Origin of the sequence: Streptomyces sp. NPDC096012 (assembly GCF_040426375.1) — a bacterium.
Taxonomy (GTDB): domain Bacteria; phylum Actinomycetota; class Actinomycetes; order Streptomycetales; family Streptomycetaceae; genus Streptomyces.
In genome coordinates, this window is the sequence record NZ_JBEOTD010000007.1 from 15,929 (window position 1) to 35,257 (window position 19,329).

General features: G+C 71.2%; 15 protein-coding genes, 1 tRNA gene and 1 riboswitch. Of the genes, 13 read left to right on the forward strand and 3 right to left on the reverse strand.

Translation table 11 applies throughout. The features are described 5' to 3' along the window. The first annotated feature begins 3 nt into the window (after positions 1–3). The 12 genes from ABVB68_RS09815 (at position 4) to ABVB68_RS09870 (ending at position 13,988) form a co-directional block, all read left to right on the forward strand. Complete coding sequence (locus ABVB68_RS09815) at positions 4–831, forward strand: glycoside hydrolase domain-containing protein (protein WP_353600501.1); 828 nt, start codon at positions 4–6, stop codon at positions 829–831. 156 nt (positions 832–987) lie between these two features. Next, positions 988–1,638, forward strand: a complete 651-nt coding sequence (locus ABVB68_RS09820; protein ID WP_353600502.1) for a SurA N-terminal domain-containing protein — start codon at positions 988–990, stop codon at positions 1,636–1,638. Between the two features lie 252 nt (positions 1,639–1,890). Then, positions 1,891–2,904, forward strand: a complete 1,014-nt coding sequence (locus tag ABVB68_RS09825) for a nucleoside triphosphate pyrophosphohydrolase (RefSeq protein WP_353600503.1) — start codon at positions 1,891–1,893, stop codon at positions 2,902–2,904. A gap of 234 nt (positions 2,905–3,138) precedes the next feature. After that, complete coding sequence (locus tag ABVB68_RS09830; RefSeq protein WP_353600504.1) at positions 3,139–4,461, forward strand: cytochrome P450 family protein; 1,323 nt, start codon at positions 3,139–3,141, stop codon at positions 4,459–4,461. Positions 4,462–4,585: 124 nt separating this feature from the next. After that, positions 4,586–5,638, forward strand: coding sequence for a transglycosylase family protein (locus ABVB68_RS09835; RefSeq protein ID WP_353600505.1), 1,053 nt, complete (start codon positions 4,586–4,588; stop codon positions 5,636–5,638). Between the two features lie 176 nt (positions 5,639–5,814). Further along, positions 5,815–5,987: riboswitch (cyclic di-AMP (ydaO/yuaA leader) on the forward strand. A gap of 4 nt (positions 5,988–5,991) precedes the next feature. Continuing rightward, positions 5,992–6,699 carry a transglycosylase family protein gene (locus ABVB68_RS09840; RefSeq protein WP_353600506.1) on the forward strand — a complete coding sequence of 236 codons (708 nt, stop codon included), beginning with the start codon at positions 5,992–5,994 and terminating at the stop codon, positions 6,697–6,699. Between the two features lie 349 nt (positions 6,700–7,048). Beyond that, entirely contained in the window at positions 7,049–8,335 is a 1,287-nt protein-coding gene (eno, locus tag ABVB68_RS09845; RefSeq protein WP_353600507.1) for a phosphopyruvate hydratase, read from the forward strand. Positions 8,336–8,487: 152 nt separating this feature from the next. Beyond that, positions 8,488–8,964 carry an FtsB family cell division protein gene (locus ABVB68_RS09850; protein ID WP_353600508.1) on the forward strand — a complete coding sequence of 159 codons (477 nt, stop codon included), beginning with the start codon at positions 8,488–8,490 and terminating at the stop codon, positions 8,962–8,964. A 28-nt stretch (positions 8,965–8,992) separates the two neighbouring features. Then, positions 8,993–9,529, forward strand: a complete 537-nt coding sequence (locus ABVB68_RS09855) for a DUF501 domain-containing protein (protein WP_353600509.1) — start codon at positions 8,993–8,995, stop codon at positions 9,527–9,529. Continuing rightward, a complete protein-coding gene (locus tag ABVB68_RS09860; protein WP_353600510.1) occupies positions 9,526–10,467 on the forward strand; it encodes a Ppx/GppA phosphatase family protein in 942 nt (313 codons plus the stop codon). The genes ABVB68_RS09855 and ABVB68_RS09860 overlap by 4 nt, the downstream gene beginning before the upstream one ends. Positions 10,468–11,083: 616 nt before the next feature. Continuing rightward, entirely contained in the window at positions 11,084–12,463 is a 1,380-nt protein-coding gene (locus tag ABVB68_RS09865) for an NAD(P)/FAD-dependent oxidoreductase (RefSeq protein ID WP_353600511.1), read from the forward strand. 232 nt (positions 12,464–12,695) lie between these two features. Further along, positions 12,696–13,988 carry a class I SAM-dependent methyltransferase gene (locus tag ABVB68_RS09870; RefSeq protein WP_353600512.1) on the forward strand — a complete coding sequence of 431 codons (1,293 nt, stop codon included), beginning with the start codon at positions 12,696–12,698 and terminating at the stop codon, positions 13,986–13,988. A gap of 60 nt (positions 13,989–14,048) precedes the next feature. On the opposite strand, the gene ABVB68_RS09875 is transcribed toward ABVB68_RS09870, so the two are convergent. Next, positions 14,049–16,577: an ABC transporter permease gene (locus tag ABVB68_RS09875; RefSeq protein ID WP_353600513.1), complete on the reverse strand. Its 2,529-nt coding sequence runs from the start codon at positions 16,575–16,577 to the stop codon at positions 14,049–14,051. Then, positions 16,577–17,377, reverse strand: a complete 801-nt coding sequence (locus ABVB68_RS09880; RefSeq protein ID WP_353600514.1) for an ABC transporter ATP-binding protein — start codon at positions 17,375–17,377, stop codon at positions 16,577–16,579. Before ABVB68_RS09880 ends, ABVB68_RS09875 begins: the two co-directional genes overlap by 1 nt. Before the next feature lie 392 nt (positions 17,378–17,769). Here ABVB68_RS09880 and ABVB68_RS09885 point away from each other — a divergent pair. After that, a tRNA-Leu gene (locus ABVB68_RS09885) sits at positions 17,770–17,856 on the forward strand. 312 nt (positions 17,857–18,168) lie between these two features. On the opposite strand, the gene ABVB68_RS09890 is transcribed toward ABVB68_RS09885, so the two are convergent. Continuing rightward, positions 18,169–19,320: a baeRF10 domain-containing protein gene (locus tag ABVB68_RS09890; RefSeq protein WP_353600515.1), complete on the reverse strand. Its 1,152-nt coding sequence runs from the start codon at positions 19,318–19,320 to the stop codon at positions 18,169–18,171. Between the last annotated feature and the right edge of the window lie 9 nt (positions 19,321–19,329).

Below are 19,329 nucleotides of genomic sequence, written 5' to 3' on the forward strand. Positions count from 1 at the left end.
TTCATGGCCGGCCATCGGCAGTCCAAGAAGCGCAGATACATCACGTGGGCGGTGGCCGGAGCGGCCGTCGTCGCCGGGGGCGGGATCGCCGCGCAGCAGTCCATGGCCGCCACCGCCTGGCCCGCGCAGAAGACGTTCACCGGCCGCGCCTTCGACACCTGCACGGCGCCCTCCCAGTCCGCGATGAAGGCCTGGCACACCGGCTTCTACGGCGCGGCCGCCGTCTACGTGGGCGGCAAGAACCGCGGCTGCGCCCAGCCCAACCTGACCTCCACCTGGGTCAAGGGCGTCACCGCCCTGGGCTGGAAGCTCGTCCCGATCTACGTCGGCGCCCAGCCGCCCTGCCAGTCCGGCTCCAACCCGGAGAAGCTGACCGCCGCCACCGCCGCCTCCCTCGGTGCCTCCGACTCCGCCGACGCCGTCGCCAAGTCCTCCGCGCTCGGCATGAAGGCCGGCAGCGCGATCTACCTGGACATGGAGGCGTACGACACCACGAACAAGGCGTGCAACGACGCCGTGCTGGCCTATGTGCGCGCGTTCGACAAGGGCCTGCACGCCAAGACGTACCGCGCCGGCTACTACGGTTTCAGCAGCTCCAGCGCCAAGGCCGTGGCCACCGCCACCGACAAGACGGACCTGCCGGGCAACCTCTGGTACGCGCTGTGGGACAAGCAGAACACCACCACCGCGGACTGGCCGTGGGGCGCCACCCAGTTCACCGGCCACAGCCGCGCCCACCAGTACATGGTCAACAGCAAGGAGACGCGCAACGGCGTCACGATCACCGTCGACCGTGACGCGTGGGACGGGCCGGTGGCGATCACCGGCTGACCGGAACACACGGGCGGCCCCCCTCCCGGGGACACGGCGGTGCCCGAAGCGCGCGCGAATCGTTGGTCGAATGGGTTGGCCGCAGCCTGCCCACTGCCTACCATCGATCACCGCAAGACTTTGTGCACCGCCGCACAAGCTCCCTTGGAGGTCTCCTTGCACCGCCGCCGTCGCACCGCGCTCGTCCTCACCGCCGCGATCGCCGCCGCGGCACCCGTCCTCACCGCCTGCGGAAACGATGCGCACCCGGGCGCGGCCGCGGTGGTCGGGGGACAGCGCATCACCGTCTCCCAGCTGGAGAACCGGGTCAACGAGGTCCGCAAGGCCCAGCGGGCGGCGGTGTCGGACGACACCCAGTACGACCAGGTCGTCTCCTCCACCGGCAGCCTCACCCGCGACACCCTGCACAACATGGTTCTCGACCAGGTGCTGCACCGGGCCGCGCGGGACGAGGGCGTCTCGGTCACCCGCAAGGAGATCCAGCAGATGCGCGCGGGCCTGGAGCAGCAGGTCGGCGGCGCCAAGGGGCTGGAGACGGCCTGGCTGCAGAAGTACGGCATCGCACCCGCGCGCCTCGACGACAACCTGCGCCTGCAGCTGGAGGCGCAGAAGCTCGCGGCGAAGCTCGGCACCGACACCAGCCAGCCACCCTTCTGGAAGGCCCTTTCCAAGGCCTCCGCGGCACTCCACGTGAACCTCAACCCGCGCTACGGCTCCTGGGACGTGCAGAAGAGCAGCCGGGTGGACGCCAAGACGCCCTGGGTGCGTGAGGTCACGAGGGCCGCCGACCAGCCACTGACGGCATAACGCCCACTCCGGCCCCGGCGCGCGGGAGGCCGTGGCGCCGGGCCGGGCAGAGGGGCCCTGGACGACATGGCGCCATCCCTGGCCCCCGGCGCGGAAGCCGCGGCTGGAGGCACGGCCGGCGGTGGGGCCGGGACGGGGCACGGCCGGCGGTCGGGCTGGGACCGGAGGCCTGTCGGTCATACGATCACAAGAGTCACTCGTCCCTGTGGACAACCAAATCCGCTCCGTCCCGCGGTGGGTTACGTTCGGATCGTGAACGCATCCAGCAGCCCCGAAGCCGCCGTCGGCGGTCCCACCGGTCCCGACCCCGGCCGCATCGTCCTGCTCACCACCAGCCACCGGGTGGCTCCCGGCCTGCTGTCCTGGCCCGCCTGGCAGGCCCTGCGCGAGGCCGACGCGGTGCTGTGCGCGGACGGCGCGCATCCGCAGCTGCCGTATCTGCGCGAGGCGGGGATAGCCCTCCAGGAGACCTCTCCCACCGCGCAGGAGCTGGTCGACGCCTGCGCCGGCGGGCGCACGGTGGTGGTCGTGGCGACGGGGGAGGGCGAGCCCGCGCTCACCGACGGATTGGCCCGGCTGGCCGGTTCCGGGCGGATCTCCATGCCGGAGCTGGAGCTGCTCCCCGCCTCCTACGACCTGCCCGGTGCCCGCCTCCTGGACCTGGTCCAGGTGATGGACCGCATCCGCGCCGAATGCCCGTGGTCCTCCCGGCAGACCCACCAGGGCCTGGCCAAGTACGGCATCGAGGAGGCGTACGAACTGGTCGAGGCGATCGAGGCCGGCGACCGCGAGGAACTGCGCGAGGAACTGGGCGACGTCCTGCTCCAGGTCGTCTTCCACTCCCGTATCGCCGAGGAGGACCCGGACGCGCCCTTCTCCGTCGACGACGTGGCCGGGGGCATCGTCGCCAAGCTCATCCACCGCCACCCGCACGTGTTCGGCGACGAGACGGCCGAGACTCCCGAGGACGTCAAGGAGCACTGGCTGCGCACCAAGGCGGAGGAGAAGCGGCGCACCTCGGTCACGGAGGGCGTCCCCCTCGGCCAGCCCGGCCTGGCCCTGGCCGCCAAGCTCGCGTCCCGCGCCCGCACGGCACACCTGGACGTGCCCCTCCCGCAGGGGGAGGGCGTGGGGTACGAACTCCTGGCGCTCGCGGTCCGCGCCGAAGCGGCCGGCGTCGACCCGGAGGCGGCACTGAGAGCGGCGGCCCGCACCTACCGGGACGCGATACGGGCGACGGAGGGGACGGCCCCGGGGGAGGCCTAGCGCGGACGCGGCCTCGGAGGGAACGCCCCGCAGGAGACACGGGGCGAACACCGGCGCACTCCGCGAGGAAGAGGGGTACGGCGAATGCGCCGGGACGCGTCGGCGCCGCATCCCGGCGGCGCGTACGCCGGGAGGCACCCGAGCCGAAGCACCGGTCTCCCGGGAGGCACCCCCGCACCGACCGTCCCCGGACGCGCCGGCGGTGTGGTCCGGCCGGCCGGATACCGTCGAGGGGTGACCGACCAGCCCCGCCTCCCGTCCGACCCGGACCGCGCGCCCGACCTCTTCACCTGGGAGTTCGCCACCGACCCCTACCCCGCCTACGCCTGGCTGCGCGAGCACGCGCCCGTGCACCGGACCCGGTTGCCCAGCGGGGTGGAGGCCTGGCTGGTCACCCGGTACGCCGATGCCAAGCAGGCCCTGGCCGACCAGCGGCTGAGCAAGAACCCGGCGCATCACGACGAGCCCGCGCACGCCAAGGGCAAGACCGGCATCCCCGGCGAGCGCAAGGCCGAGCTGATGACGCACCTGCTGAACATCGACCCGCCGGACCACACCCGGCTGCGCAGGCTCGTCAGCAAGGCGTTCACCCCCCGCCGGGTCGCCGAGTTCGCGCCCCGTGTGCAGGAGCTGGCCGACCACCTCATCGACCGGTTCGCGCGCACCGGTTCCGCCGACCTCATCCACGAGTTCGCCTTTCCGCTGCCCATCTACGCCATCTGCGACCTGCTCGGCGTCCCGCGCGAGGACCAGGACGACTTCCGGGACTGGGCGGGCATGATGATCCGGCACGGTGGCGGGCCCCGGGGCGGGGTCGCCCGGTCGGTGAAGAAGATGCGCGGTTATCTGGCCGAGCTGATCCACAAGAAGCGCGAGGCGCTGCCCGCCGAGCCCGCGCCCGGCGAGGACCTCATCTCCGCCCTCATCCGCGCCTCGGACCACGGTGAGCACCTCACCGAGAACGAGGCCGCCGCCATGGCCTTCATCCTGCTGTTCGCCGGCTTCGAGACGACGGTCAACCTCATCGGCAACGGCACCTACGCCCTGCTCACCCACCCCGAGCAGCGCCACCGGCTGCAGGAGTCCCTGGCCCGGGGAGAGACGGACCTGCTGGCCAGCGGTGTGGAGGAACTGCTGCGCTTCGACGGGCCGGTGGAGCTGGCCACCTGGCGGTTCGCCACCGAGCCGCTCACCATCGGCGGGCAGCACATCGCGCCGGGCGACCCGGTGCTCGTCGTGCTCGCCGCCGCCGACCGGGATCCGGAGCGGTTCGCCGACCCGGACGTGCTGGACCTCACCCGCCGGGACAACCAGCACCTCGGGTACGGCCACGGCATCCACTACTGCCTCGGTGCGCCGCTCGCGCGCCTGGAGGGCCAGACCGCGCTGGCCACCCTCCTCACCCGCCTGCCGGACCTGCGGCTCGGCGCGGACCCGGCCGAGCTGCGCTGGCGCGGCGGCCTCATCATGCGGGGCCTGCGCACCCTGCCCGTGGAGTTCACCCCGGCCCGCGACGACCCCCGCGGCGGCGAATATGACGGCTCTTCAACAATGTGATCTTCACGTGATCTGCGCGGCATGAACTTGTGACAAGTGATCGTCTGCCTATACGTTCACCCATCAGCGCGGCGACGAGCTTCATCCGCCGCGCCGGCCCCGCTGTCGCACGAAAGGCTTCCGCATGCTCTCCGGGAACGGTCGTCACCGTCGCCCCCGCCAGGCTCCGGCACTCCTCGTCGCGGCCGGAGTGACCGGCACGGCCATCGCCATCCCGCTGCTCGGCGCCGCGAGCGCGAACGCCGCCGACGGCACCACGTGGGACAAGGTGGCCGAGTGCGAGAGCGGCGGCTCCTGGAGCGCGAACACCGGCAACGGGTACTACGGCGGCCTGGCGATCTCGCAGGACGACTGGGACAAGTACGGCGGCCTCCAGTACGCGGACAGCGCCGACCAGGCCAGCCGTTCGCAGCAGATCGCCGTCGCCGAGAAGATCCTCGCCGGCAAGGGCACCACTCCCTGGGCCACCTGTGCCCTGCTGTCCGGGCTGACGTCGAACTCGGGCTCCCTGGACGTCGACACGGGGGTCGGTGGCTCCGGTGGGTCGCACGGCTCCTCCGGATCGGCCGGCGGTTCCGAATCGTCCGGTCTGCCGGATGCGCAGCCCTCGGACCCGGGCAATGACTCCGGCGCGGGCACGGGAGCCGGCTCCGGCTCGGACTCCTCCACCGGCTCGCCCGGCGCGCCGGCCTCCGGTCCGGGCAAGGACACCGGTGCCACCCCCGGGGCCGACGCCGGCTCGACCGGCACCAAGGCACCCAAGTCCGACAAGTCCACCTCGCCCGGCACGGGAGACCCGCAGCAGCGCGACGGCTCGGCCGCGACCACTCCCGGTACCGACAACTCGGGCAATTACCAGCAGAGCGCCGGTTCCTGGAGCCTCGTCGACACCGGCGCCCTCACGTCTGGTGGGCGTCACCGTGGCGGAAGTGCGGACGAAAGCGTGACAAACGGTCAGGAAACCGCTTTGTCGGGCCGGCACGCCTCCCACGAACCGGGCACCTACACCGTCCGCGAGGGCGACTCCCTCGCCTCCATCGCCGACTCCCTTGCGGTCGACGGCGGATGGCGGGCGCTCTACGCCGAGAACAAGAAGGCCATCGGCGCCGACCCGAACAACATCACTGCCGGTCAGACCCTGGAAGTCGACCCCGAAACGGACGCAAACCAGCCGTAGTTGACGTCCCGGTTCGCCGCTGATGTCCGGTTTGGTGAAAGTGTGGGATGAGTCTCAGAAGCCCTGATCGTCTTTGAAATTCCCTCGATCACGTGTCTACGGTCGAGGCCGCTCGTCACCACGAGCCCCGGCAGTCGCAACGCCGAATCCTGCCAGCGATCGTCCGGGAACAGTCGTCGCGTCAAGCGCCGAAGGCAGGAGCGGGGGACCCAAGGTAAGTGCCGGGACCAGCAGTTGAGCTGGCACCGGCTGGGGGTGAAGCCGCACACCGCGCAAGCGGGAGTGCGGCCGGGCAACTCAACCGGCCCGAACCCGACAGCTCACCTCGCAGGCGTCGGTGAGGGGATCGATCCATGCTGTTTTCCGGCAAGGGCAAGCACCGTCGTCCGTCCAAGGCCGTCCGCGCCGTCGCGCTGGCCGGTGTCACCGGCGCCGCCGTCGCCGCCCCGCTGATGGCGGCCGGCAACGCCTCCGCCGCCACCACCTCCGAGTGGGACTCGGTCGCCCAGTGCGAGTCCGGCGGCAACTGGTCCATCAACACCGGCAACGGCTACTACGGCGGCCTGCAGTTCTCCGCCTCCACCTGGGCGGCCTACGGCGGCACGCAGTACGCCGCCACCGCCGACAAGGCCGGCAAGGCGCAGCAGATCGCCGTGGCCGAGAAGGTCCTGGCCGCGCAGGGCAAGGGCGCCTGGCCGGTCTGCGGCACGGGCCTGTCGAGCACCCCCAACAACGGCTCGGCCCCGGCCGCCCCGTCCGGCGGCACCGCGTCGTCGCAGAAGACCACCTCGTCGGCCGGCACCACCGCCCGCTCCACCGACGGCCAGGCCGCCTCCCGGTCCGCCGAGCGCCCCGCCGCGAAGAAGACCGTCACCACCCCGACCGGCAAGAAGGTCAAGAAGGGCGACGGCGAGTACAAGGTCGTCAAGGGCGACACCCTCGGCACCATCGCCGAGAAGCACGGCGTCAAGGGCGGCTGGCAGAAGCTGTTCGAGCTGAACAAGGACATCGTCCAGGACGCCGACCTGATCTACCCGGGCCAGCAGCTGCACCTGAAGTGACAGCGGGCCGCCGCTCACCGCACGGCGCCCTCACCTCCCCGGCTCGCATCCCGAAGGCCTGGTGAGGGTCACCCCCGTCCCCACGGACCCCCCGCCCCGGCGCGCGTTCCCCCGTACGCGCCGGGGCGGGGTTTTTTCGTCTCCCCGTCGCCGACCCCCGCGCTTTCCCCGTTCTTCACCCGGACCCCTTTGTTCCGGCGGTGAACAATGGGTACCGTCTGCGTGTCCCTCCCTGTCCACGGGACGGTCGGTCGGTGGCCGACGCCCCGGGGGCGGTTAGGCTCTAGTCGCAGAGGCCAAGCCGCGAGGCAGCCGGCCCCGCGCTTCCAGCGTCACATCCAAGAAGGAGATGCTCGTGCCGTCCATCGACGTCGTCGTAGCCCGGGAAATCCTGGACTCCCGAGGCAATCCCACGGTCGAGGTCGAGGTCGGCCTCGACGACGGCAGCACGGGTCGTGCCGCCGTCCCGTCCGGCGCCTCCACCGGCGCCTTCGAGGCCGTCGAGCTCCGCGACGGTGACCCCAACCGCTACCACGGCAAGGGTGTCGAGAAGGCCGTCCTCGCCGTCATCGAGCAGATCGGCCCGGAGCTCGTCGGCTACGACGCCACCGAGCAGCGCCTGATCGACCAGGCGATGTTCGACCTGGACGCCACCGACAACAAGGGCTCCCTCGGCGCCAACGCCATCCTCGGCGTCTCCCTGGCCGTCGCCCACGCCGCCTCCGAGGCGTCCGACCTGCCGCTGTTCCGCTACCTGGGCGGCCCGAACGCGCACCTGCTGCCCGTTCCGATGATGAACATCCTGAACGGCGGCTCGCACGCCGACTCCAACGTGGACATCCAGGAGTTCATGATCGCCCCGATCGGCGCGGAGTCCTTCTCCGAGGCCCTGCGCTGGGGCGCCGAGGTCTACCACACCCTCAAGAAGGTGCTGAAGACCAAGGGCCTGTCCACCGGCCTGGGCGACGAGGGCGGCTTCGCCCCGAACCTGGAGTCCAACCGCGCCGCCCTCGACCTCATCGTCGAGGCCATCAAGCAGGCCGGTTACGTCCCCGGTGAGCAGATCGCGCTCGCGCTCGACGTCGCCGCGTCCGAGTTCTACAAGGACGGCAAGTACGAGTTCGAGGGCAAGTCCCGCTCGGCCGCCGAGATGACCGAGTACTACGAGGAGCTCGTGGCGGCCTACCCGCTCGTCTCCATCGAGGACCCGCTGTTCGAGGACGACTGGGCCGGCTGGAAGGTCATCACCGACAAGCTGGGCGACAAGGTCCAGATCGTCGGCGACGACCTCTTCGTCACCAACCCGGAGCGCCTGGCCCGCGGCATCGAGGAGGGCGCCGCGAACGCCCTGCTCGTCAAGGTCAACCAGATCGGTTCGCTGACCGAGACCCTGGACGCCGTCGAGCTGGCCCAGCGCAACGGCTTCAAGTGCATGATGTCCCACCGCTCCGGCGAGACCGAGGACGTCACCATCGCCGACCTCGCCGTCGCGGTGAACTGCGGCCAGATCAAGACCGGCGCCCCGGCCCGCTCGGACCGCGTCGCCAAGTACAACCAGCTGCTGCGCATCGAGGAGATCCTCGACGACGCCGCGGTGTACGCCGGCCGCAGCGCCTTCCCCCGCTTCAAGGGCTGAGCCCACCCCGCACGTCCGCCTCGCGGACCATCGGGCAGGGCAAGGGCCGAGCCTTCACCGGCCGCGTCCTAGCCAGTCGTACGTACGTCCCCGTACCCGGTCCCGTACCGTGTCCGGGGACGTACGCGCGTGTGTGAACGGGAGGCGGGAAGATGGCCGTGAAGGACCGTGACCGGTTCTCCACCGCGACCAGGCTGCGGGTGCTCGGTGAGCAGACGGCGGCCCGGGTCTACCGCTCCCAGACCAGGCGGCAGGCCCGCCGGTCGCGGCTCACCGGCCGCGCGGCGCTGCTCGCGCTCGTGCTGTGCTCGCTGGTCGTCGCGCTCGCCTACCCGATGCGGCAGTACGTGTCGCAACGGTCGCAGATCGCCGACGTCCAGCGGCAGCAGGAGCAGGCGCGCCGGCGGGTCGAGCAGTTGCGGGACCTCAAGGCACGCTGGCAGGACGACTCCTACGCCGAGCAGCAGATCCGGCACCGGCTGCATTACGTGATGCCCGGCGAGACGGGGTACGTGGTCGTCGACCCGGACGCGGCCAAGCAGTCCCGCGCCGACGTCGGGGCCGCCCACCGGCCCTGGTACGCGAACGTCTGGGACGGGGTCGACAAGTCCGACGCCTCCGACCAGTGAACCCACAGAAAGTCTTCGAAGAGCAGTCATGCACAAGCCTCCGCCGCCCACCCCGCGCACCGAGCCCACCGACGCGGACGTCGCGGCCTTCAAGCAGCAGCTGGGCCGCCCGCCGCGGGGTCTGAGGGCCATCGCGCACCGCTGCCCCTGCGGCCGGCCGGACGTCGTGGAGACGGCGCCCCGGCTGCCCGACGGCACGCCCTTCCCGACGACGTACTACCTGACGTGCCCGCGCGCCGCCTCGGCGATCGGCACGCTGGAGGCGAACGGCGTCATGAAGGAGATGACGGAGCGGCTGGAGTCCGACCCGGACCTGGCCGCCGCCTACCGGGCGGCGCACGAGGACTACATCCGCCGCCGGGACGAGATCGAGGTCCTCCAGGGCTTCCCGAGCGCGGGCGGCATGCCGGACCGGGTCAAGTGCCTGCACGTCCTGGTGGCCCACTCGCTGGCCGCGGGCCCGGGCGTGAACCCGCTCGGTGACGAGGCGATCGCGATGCTGCCGGAGTGGTGGAGCAAGGGGCCGTGCGTGACGCCCGACGCCACCGGGGAGGACGCGAAGTGACCCGTGTCGCCGCCGTCGACTGCGGTACGAACTCCATCCGGCTGCTGGTCGCCGACGCCGACCCGGCGACGGGCGAACTCGTCGACCTGGACCGGCGGATGACGATCGTGCGGCTCGGCCAGGACGTCGACCGCACCGGCCGGCTCGCCCCCGAGGCGCTGCAGCGCACCTTCGCCGCCTGCCGCGAGTACGCCGAGGTCATCAAGCGGCACGGCGCCGAGAAGGTGCGCTTCGTCGCCACCTCCGCCTCCCGTGACGCCGAGAACCGCGACGACTTCGTGCGGGGCGTGCTCGACATCCTCGGGGTGGAACCGGAGGTCATCACCGGCGACCAGGAGGCCGAGTTCTCCTTCACCGGTGCCACCAAGGAGCTGGCGGGCCGCCAGGACCTCGCCCGGCCCTACCTGGTGGTGGACATCGGCGGCGGCTCCACCGAATTCGTCGTCGGCGACGACCACGTGCGGGCCGCGCGGTCCGTGGACGTCGGCTGCGTGCGGATGACCGAACGGCATCTGGTGCACGAGGGCGCGGTCGGCGACCCGCCCACCGAGGAGCAGATCGCCGCCATGCGGGCCGACATCGAGGCCGCCCTGGACCTCGCCGAGCAGACGGTCCCGCTGCGCGAGGCGCGGACGCTGGTCGGTCTCGCCGGCTCGGTCACCACCCTGTCCGCGATCGACCAGGGGCTGCCGGAGTACGACTCCGCGCGCATCCACCACTCCCGTGTCCCGTACGACCACGTCCGCGAGATCACCGAGCGGCTGCTGCGTTCCACGCACGCCGAACGCGCGGCGATCCCGTCCCTGCACCCGGGCCGGGTCGACGTGATCGGCGCGGGCGCCCTCGTACTGCTCGCGATCATGGAGCGGATCGGTGCCCCGGAGGTCGTGGTGAGCGAGCACGACATCCTCGACGGCATCGCGTGGTCGATGGCGTGACCACGGCTCGGGGCGACAGGAACGCGCCTCGCGGAGCCGGTGGCCCGTTGTGCGCCTCGCGCGGCGGCGGCCTCGGCGACGCGGGGCCGCGCCCGTAGCGGCGGACCGCCGTGACGGAACCGCCGGGGGCGGGTGAGCGCCTGCCCCCGGCGGCCTCTTCAGGGGTGTTTTCCGGCCCCTTTGCTACTGGCGAGTAGCCTCTGGTGAGCAGGTTGGATAACGTGTGAGCGGCCCTCCGGGTGGCATCCGGGCGCCACGATGACACGCCGTCGGAAAACTTCGTGAAGTTCTTCACAAGGAATTGGGTCCCCGTGGGGGTCCCCGGGGCCTCCGATGGCCCTTCCGGGGCGCGAACGGCCTTCTGGGCCACCTCACAAGAGCATTGCGCGCGTGTTTCCGGAGGGTGTCCGAGGCTCCTCGCCGAGGGGTCCCGAGAGGGCCTCGACGGCTCGGATGGGCAGCTCACACGGCCTTGACAACGGGTCGAACCGCCCCGCGGCACCCGCTCCCGTTCATGACCTGCGTCACGCGGGCCGCGGAGTTTAGCACAGGCCCCCTCGAACCTTGTGAAGGGGCGCACGAGCACCCCCCCCGAGGCGGGTGGATACTCGATGGCATGAGCACCACGGAGCGTCCCAGGATCCTCGTAGTAGGCGGTGGGTACGTAGGCCTGTACGCAGCTCGGCGCATCCTCAAGAAGATGCGCTACGGCGAGGCGACCGTCACGGTCGTCGACCCCCGGTCGTACATGACCTACCAGCCCTTCCTCCCCGAAGCCGCCGCCGGCAACATCTCCCCCCGGCACGTCGTCGTCCCGCTGCGACGCGTGCTGCCGAAGGCGGAGGTCCTCACCGGCCGGGTCACCACCATCGACCAGGACCGCAAGGTGGCCACGATCGCCCCGCTCGTGGGCGAGGCGTACGAGCTGCCCTTCGACTACCTGGTCATCGCGATGGGCGCGGTCTCCCGCACCTTCCCGATCCCCGGCCTCGCCGAGCAGGGCATCGGCATGAAGGGCATCGAGGAGTCCATCGGCCTGCGCAACCACGTGCTGGAGCAGCTGGACAAGGCCGACTCCACGACCGACGAGGAGATCCGCCGCAAGGCGCTCACCTTCGTCTTCATCGGCGGTGGCTTCGCGGGCGCGGAGACCATCGGCGAGGTCGAGGACATGGCCCGGGACGCGGCCAAGTACTACAAGAACGTGTCCCGCGAGGACATGCGCTTCATCCTGGTCGACGCCGCCGACAAGATCCTCCCCGAGGTCGGTCCCAAGCTCGGCCAGTACGGCAAGGAGCACCTGGAGAGCCGCGGCGTGGAGATCTACCTCTCCACCTCCATGGACTCCTGCGTCGACGGCCACGTCGTGCTGAAGAACGGGCTCGAGGTCGACTCCAGCACGATCGTGTGGACGGCCGGCGTCAAGCCGAACCCGGCGCTGAGCCGCTTCGGCCTGCCCCTCGGTCTGCGCGGCCACGTCGACTGCGAGCCCACGCTCCAGGTCAAGGGCACGGACTACATCTGGGCCGCCGGTGACAACGCACAGGTCCCGGACCTCGTCGGCCGCAAGGCGGGCAACGAGAACGCCTGGTGCCCGCCCAACGCCCAGCACGCGCTGCGCCAGGCTCGCACCCTCGGCGACAACGTGATCTCCGGCATGCGGGGCTTCCCGCAGAAGGAGTACGAGCACGCCAACAAGGGTGCGGTCGCCGGTCTCGGCCTGCACAAGGGCGTGGCGATGATCGTCATGGGCAAGGTCAAGATCAAGCTCAAGGGCCGCCTCGCCTGGTACATGCACCGTGGCTACCACGGCATGGCGATGCCGACCTTCAACCGCAAGATCCGTGTCTTCGCCGACTGGACCCTCGGCATGTTCCTCAAGCGCGAGGTCGTCTCCCTGGGCGCCATGGAGAACCCGCGCGAGGAGTTCTACGAGGCCGCCAAGCCCGCCCCGGTCGCCGCCGCGAAGACCGAGGAGAAGGCCAAGGCCTCCTGACGCCCCGACGGCAGCATCCGACCACCGGCCGTTGACCGGCCGGTGAGTCACCCGAAGGACCTCCCGCCATCCGTGGTGCGGGAGGTCCTTCGGCGTCACTGCGGGCGCCAATGTACGTGCCCCATACAGCTATTTTGCCCAGTCGTAACTCCTTTGCGGGACTGCGCGGAGCGCCGCGCGGTGTTTACGTGGTGAACGGACATCCGGGATCGTCGTCTTGGAGGTGTGCGCCATGGCCGACGCCGCGTCGCGGCTGAGGAGTCTTGCCGAGCAGGTGCTGGGAACGCCGTTGCCCATGCGGGTGCGCGCGTGGGACGGGTCCCTGGACGGACCGCCGGACGCGCCGGCACTCGTCATCCGCAACCGCCGGGCACTGCGCCGCATGTTGTTCAAACCCGGGGAGCTGGGCCTGGCCCGTGCCTGGGTGGCCGGGGACCTCGACATCGAGGGCGACCTCTACACCGCGCTGGAGATGATGGCCGGGCTGGTGTGGGAGCGCGGAGAGGACGCCCGCACCCTGATGCAGGCGGTGCGCGACCCGGAGGTACGCGCCGCCGCCCGCGAGCTGCTGAAGCTCGCCGGACCCCCCGTCCCGCCCGCGCCGCCCCGGGAGGAGATCCGCAGATCCCGCCGGCGGCTGCACACCCGGCGCACCGACAAGCGGGCCATCAGCCACCACTACGACGTCGGGAACGACTTCTACGAGATCGTCCTCGGCCCCTCCATGGTGTACTCGTGCGCCTACTGGGAGGACGGCGGCACCCTGGAGACCGCCCAGCGCGACAAGCTCGAACTCGTCTGCGCCAAGCTCGGCCTGACGGCGGGTATGCGGCTGCTCGACGTCGGCTGCGGCTGGGGCTCCATGGCCATCCACGCGGCCCGCGAGCACGGCGTGCACGTCGTCGGGGTCACCCTCTCCCAGGAACAGGCCGCCTACGCCCGTAAGCGCGTCGCCGACGAGGGCCTCACCGACCGGGTGGAGATCCGCGTCCAGGACTACCGGGACGTCGTGGACGGGCCCTTCGACGCGATCTCCTCCATCGGCATGGCCGAACACGTCGGCGCCGAGCGCTATCTGGAGTACGCGCGCCAGCTGTACGCGCTGCTGGCGCCCGGCGGGCGGCTGCTCAACCACCAGATCGCCCGCCGCCCGCAGCGGGACGAGTCGGCGTACGAGGTGGATCCGTTCATCGACGCCTACGTCTTCCCCGACGGCGAACTCGCCCCGCTCGGCACCACCGTCACCCAGCTGGAGCGCGCCGGCTTCGAGGTGCGGGACGTGGAGTCGCTCCGCGAGCACTACGCCCGCACCCTGCGCCGGTGGGTGCTCAACCTGGAGGCCGGCCGGCACCGCGCGGTCCGGCTCGCCGGTCCCGGCCGCACCCGCGTCTGGCAGCTGTACATGGCCGCCTGCGCGCTCGCCTTCGAACGCAACCGCATCGGCGTCAACCAGGTCCTGGCGATCCGCACCCCGGAGTCCGGCGGGTCGGGTCTGCCGCCGCGTCCCCGCGTCTGGCACGGCTGACACGGCACGGGCCCCGCTCCGTGGGATCGGAGCGGGGCCCGGCGCCGCAGCGCTGCCCGGCTACTCGGCCTTGATGGCCGCCAGCATGTTCAGCCGGGCCGCCCGCCGGGCCGGCCACAGGGCGGCCAGCACGCCGACCGCACCCGCCAGCAGCAGGAAGACGGCCATCCGGCCCCAGGGCAGGACCAGTTCGTAGGTCGGCAGCTTCGTGCCCAGCAGCTGACCGGCCGCCCAGCCGAAGAACACGCCCAGACCGATCCCGAGCACGCCGCCGAACAGGGAGATCACCAGGGACTCCAGGCGCACCATCCGCTTGACCGCCTTGCGGTCCAGGCCGACCGCGCGGAGCATGCCGATCTCCTGGGAGCGCTCGAAGACCGACATCGCCAGCGTGTTGATGACACCGAGGACCGCGACGATCACCGCCATGCCGAGCAGGCCGTAGACCATGTTCAGCATCAGCGTGAACATCTTGGCGATCTCGTTGGAGATGTCCCGCTTGTCCTGGATCTTGATGGCCGGGTTGACGCCGAGGGCCTTCACCAGCTTGTCCTTGGCCGCGGCCGTGGCGCCGTCCGCCGTCTTGACCATGACCCGCATGTCGGACGGGTCGCTCAGGTGCGGGGTGAGGACCTTGTTGTCGAGCATGATCCCGTTGATCATGTCGTTGCCCTCGTAGACCCCGGCGACCGTCAGCTCGCGCGCCCTGCCGTCCTCGAAGTGGACGGTGAACCGGGAACCGGCCTTCCAGCCGTACTCCTTCGCCCGGTCCTCGTCCACGACGGCGCGGGTGCCGCCCACGGTGAAGGAGCCGTCGTCCACCTTCAGGTCCGTCAGCTTGCCGATCGAGGCGCCGTCGACGCCGGTCAGGAACTCGGTCTTGCCGTCGATCCGGGACTCGGCGTTGCGCAGCGGGCTGCTCTCGGTGACGCCGTCGGCGGCCGCGATCCTGGCCGCCACGTCCGGCGAGAGCGAGCTGCCGTTGGCCATCGAGACGACGTAGTCCGCGCGGACCGCCGAACTGGCCATCTTGTCGATCGCCGTCTGCAGGCTGCCCGCCATCACCGTCATGCCGGTGATCAGGGTGAGGCCGATCATCAGCGCGGAGGCGGTGGCCGCCGTACGGCGCGGGTTGCGCACCGAGTTCTGGCGGGCCAGCTTGCCCGAGACGCCGAACAGGCGGAGCACCGGCGCGCCGGCCGCGATCAGCGGGCGGGACAGCAGCGGGGTCAGCACGAAGACACCGACGATCAGCAGGACGGCGCCGAGGGCCATCGTGCCCTGGCCGGTGTCGGCGTCCATGGTGGTGGCCGTGAGGACCACCGCGACACCGGCCGCGGCGAACAGCGCGCCCAGCGTGTTGCGCAGCACCAGCGACTTGGTGGTGGCCTTGGCGTGCACGCTGCTCATGGCCGCGACCGGGGGGATCTTCGCGGCCCGGCGGCCGGGCAGCCAGGCGGCCAGCACGGTGATGCAGACGCCCACCGCGAGGGCCGTCGCCACGGTGCCCGGGCTGATCACCAGGGGCCCGTCGGGCATGCTCGCGCCGAAGGAGCCCAGCAGCGCGCGCAGACCGGCGCCGATGCCGACACCGGCGGCCAGACCGGTCACACCGGCGACCGCGCCGACCGCGAACGCCTCGATGAGCACCGAGCGGGTGACCTGGCGGCGGGAGGCGCCGACCGCTCGCATCAGGGCGAGTTCCCTGGTGCGCTGGGCGACCAGCATGGTGAAGGTGTTGGCGATGATGAACGTGCCGACGAACAGCGCGATACCGGCGAACACCAGCAGGGTCTGCTTCAGGCCGCTCATCGACGCGGAGATGGACCGCGCCTGGTCGTCGGCGAGTTGCCGGCCCGTGGTGGTCTCCACCAGGTGCGCGGGCAGGGCCTTGTCCAGCTCGGCCTTGAGCGCCGACTGGCCGGTACCGGCGGCGGCCCGCACGTCGATCTCGTCGTACGCGCCCTTCTTGCCGAACAGCTTCTGCGCGGTCGGGGTGTCGAACAGGGCCAGGCTGCCGCCCGCCGCCACGTTCCCGTCGTCGGTGGTGAAGATGCCGGCGACGGTCGGGGTGAGGACGGGACCGTCGACCGAGAGCCGCACGGTGTCGCCGACCTTGTAGCCGGCGCGCTCGGCGGTCCTGGAGTCGAGCAGCACCTCGTCCTCGCCGTGCGGGGCGTGCCCGCTGACCAGCGGGTAGCGGGCGTCCCGGGTGCCCCAGTAGTTGCCGCCCGCGGACTGCCAGTCGCCGCCGACCAGCTTGCCGTCCCGGTCGGCGACGGCGGTGAAGCCGCCGACGACCCCGGTCGCGGAGGCGGCGCCCGGGACCTTCCCGGCCTTGTCCAGCAGTGCGCGGGTCAGTTCGGGGGTCTTGCCGACCTTGTCGCCGCGGGAGTCCTGGTACTCGGCCCGTACGGCGACGTCGACGTGGTCGAAGCCCTTGGCGGAACTCTTCTGGTAGGCGTCGGAGATGGTGTTGGTGAAGACGAGCGTCCCGGAGACGAAGGCCACGCCGAGCATGACGGCGAGGACGGTCATCAGGAGCCTGGCCTTGTGCGCGAGGACGTTGCGCAGGGCGGTGCGGAACATCAGCTGGCACGGCCCTTCACGTCGAACTCGGAGTTCTGGGGGGTGCTCCCCGGGAAGCTCCGCATGAGGTCGAGGACGGAGTCGGCCGTGGGCGCGTACATCTCGTCGACGATCCGTCCGTCCGCGAGGAAGACCACGCGGTCCGCGTAGGCGGCGGCGACCGGGTCGTGGGTCACCATGACCACCGTCTGGCCCATCTCCCGCACCGAGTTGCGCAGGAAGCCGAGCACCTCGGCGCCGGAGCGCGAGTCGAGGTTTCCGGTCGGCTCGTCACCGAAGACGATCTGGGGCCTGGAGGCGAGGGCGCGGGCGACGGCCACGCGCTGCTGCTGGCCGCCGGAGAGCTGGGAGGGCCGGTGGCTCAGCCGCCCGGACAGCCCCACCATCTGGATGACCCGGTCCAGCCACGCCTTGTCCGGTTTCCGGCCGGCGATGTCCATCGGCAGGGTGATGTTCTCCAGCGCGGTCAGCGTGGGCAGCAGGTTGAAGGCCTGGAAGATGAAGCCGATCTTGTCCCGGCGCAACCTGGTGAGCTGCTTGTCCTTCAGCTTGCCCAGCTCGGTGTCGCCGATGCGCACCGACCCCTCGGAGAAGGTGTCCAGGCCGGCCACGCAGTGCATCAGGGTGGACTTGCCGGAGCCGGACGGGCCCATGATCGCGGTGAACTCGGCCTGCCGGAAGTCGACGGAGACCCGGTCCAGGGCGACCACCCGGGTCTCACCCTGCCCGTAGATCTTCGACAGTTCCGTGGCGCGTGCGGCCACGGGGGTGGCCCGGCCGGCGGTGGGGGTGGTGGTCACGGGGGAGTGCTCCTGTCGGGACGACGTCGGTTCGTGGGGACCGATCCATCGTCCCGGCCGCGAGCGCCCGTGGAGTCAGTCGCTGTTCCGGTTCCGGGGGGCGACTCCGGTCGGACGGAGCGGGCCCGTGTCATACCTGGGGAGGAGGGGTGACCCTGACGCCGGCGAGTGCGCAGAACAGGTGGTGCGCCCTCGTTCGGCAGGTGAAATTCCGTCATTTCGCGTGCGGCCGCGGCCGGCTCACGTCACGCTGTTGGCATGTGCGGATGGCCTGTACCGCGGGCTGATGCACCCTCAGACGTCAATAGAATAAGACAACATGGATCCGCCGTTCGGCTGTTCGGAGGGTGCCTCCCGATAGGCTCGGGACCTCGATGCGGAGCCCATGGCCTGCCCGGATGGTGGAATGCAGACACGGCGAGCTTAAACCTCGCTGCCCCTTCGCGGGCGTGCCGGTTCGAGTCCGGCTCCGGGCACCACGTCGCCCACAGCCAGTGATCAGCGCGCACGCCGTGTGCCCGCGTGCGGCTCGGCCGGGAGTGGGAACACGGCGGGGACGCCGTCGCCGGTCCACCCCCACGGCGCGCATCCCCGCGGAATCGCCGTGGAGGCGCCCGTGGGCACGGGCGGTCCCCGGAAAGTCCCGATCAACACTTTCGCATCTCTCAGAAATCGCCGGGGACCTGGCCGGTGCCCGACATGGTGTTCCGCAGAGGAACCCTGTCGCGGTTGACCGGTCCTGTTTGTAACGATTGCTCCGGTATGCGGCCTAGTCAAGGGGGCCGGCCCGGTTATTGCGCGGAGTCCGGCTGCGGGGGGAGCTCGAACCGCAGCAGGGCTCCGGCCTGGTGCGTGCGCAGTTCCGTCTCCGTGTCCACGTGCCGCACCTCGCCCCCGTCGTCGATGACCGTCTCGGCCAGCTCGTCGATCACCTCGGGCACCTCGCGCAGCGGCTCCCCGCAGAGCGGGCAGGTCTTCCCCGAGCGCGTCAGCAGCCCGTCCCGGTCGCACACGAAGCCCGGTACGACGGCCTGCCCGTCCACCGCCAGGGTCCGGACCGCGGCCACGGACGCCGCCCACAGCGTCTCGTCCACCCCGACGGCGGCGGGTCGGCCGGCGGCCTTGGCCTCGAGGATCTCGCCGACCAGCCGCCGCTGCTCCTTCCCGGCGTGGTCGGCGACGAGTTCCCGCACCTTCTGCCGGATGTCCTCGGACGTCGCGGTCTCCCGGTCGACGCTGAAGGTGCCGGCGAGGCGGTCCGTCAGCTCACGCGTCAGGAAGTCGACGAAGACCGACACCTCGTGCGCCTGACCGCCGACGACGAGCAGGTCGTAGCCCCCGCTCGCGAACAGTCGCCTGAGCTCGCCGACCAGCCGCCGGTAGTGCTTCTTGCTCAGCTCGTCCGCCTTGTTGCGGACGCGGGGCTCGGCGTACGCGTCGGAGTAGGCGTGTTTGTTCTGCACGCGGTCACGGATCATCTCGATCTCGCGGACCTCGTCGAGGTAGTACTCCCAGACCTGGCCCACGCTCTTGTCGACGACGACGGCGCAGGTGCGGTAGTACTCGTCGAGCACACCCAGGAGGGGCCGGACATAGGGATCGGCGTCCACCACGATGTTGTCGCGCGTCCTGCGGGGCAGCCACACCTGTTCGTAGACGTCGCGGCCGGCGCAGGAGAAGACCGCGACGGCTCCCGGCCGGAGGGGCTCCTCGCTCAGTGTCTTCTCGATCCTCGCGATGTCCTCGCGGAGCGAGAGCCGCACGGCGTGCTCGGCCGAACCGTCCTCCGCGAGCGGCCGGATGCGGTTCAGCAGGCTCGATACGCGGCTGTCGAATTCGCGGCGGTCGGGCCTGCCGGGGTTCACCGGTACGTACAGGGACACCAGTGGGAGTCCGTCGCCTCTCAGCCGCAGGATTCGCTCGATCTGCTCTTGCGTGATCATCGCCGCTCC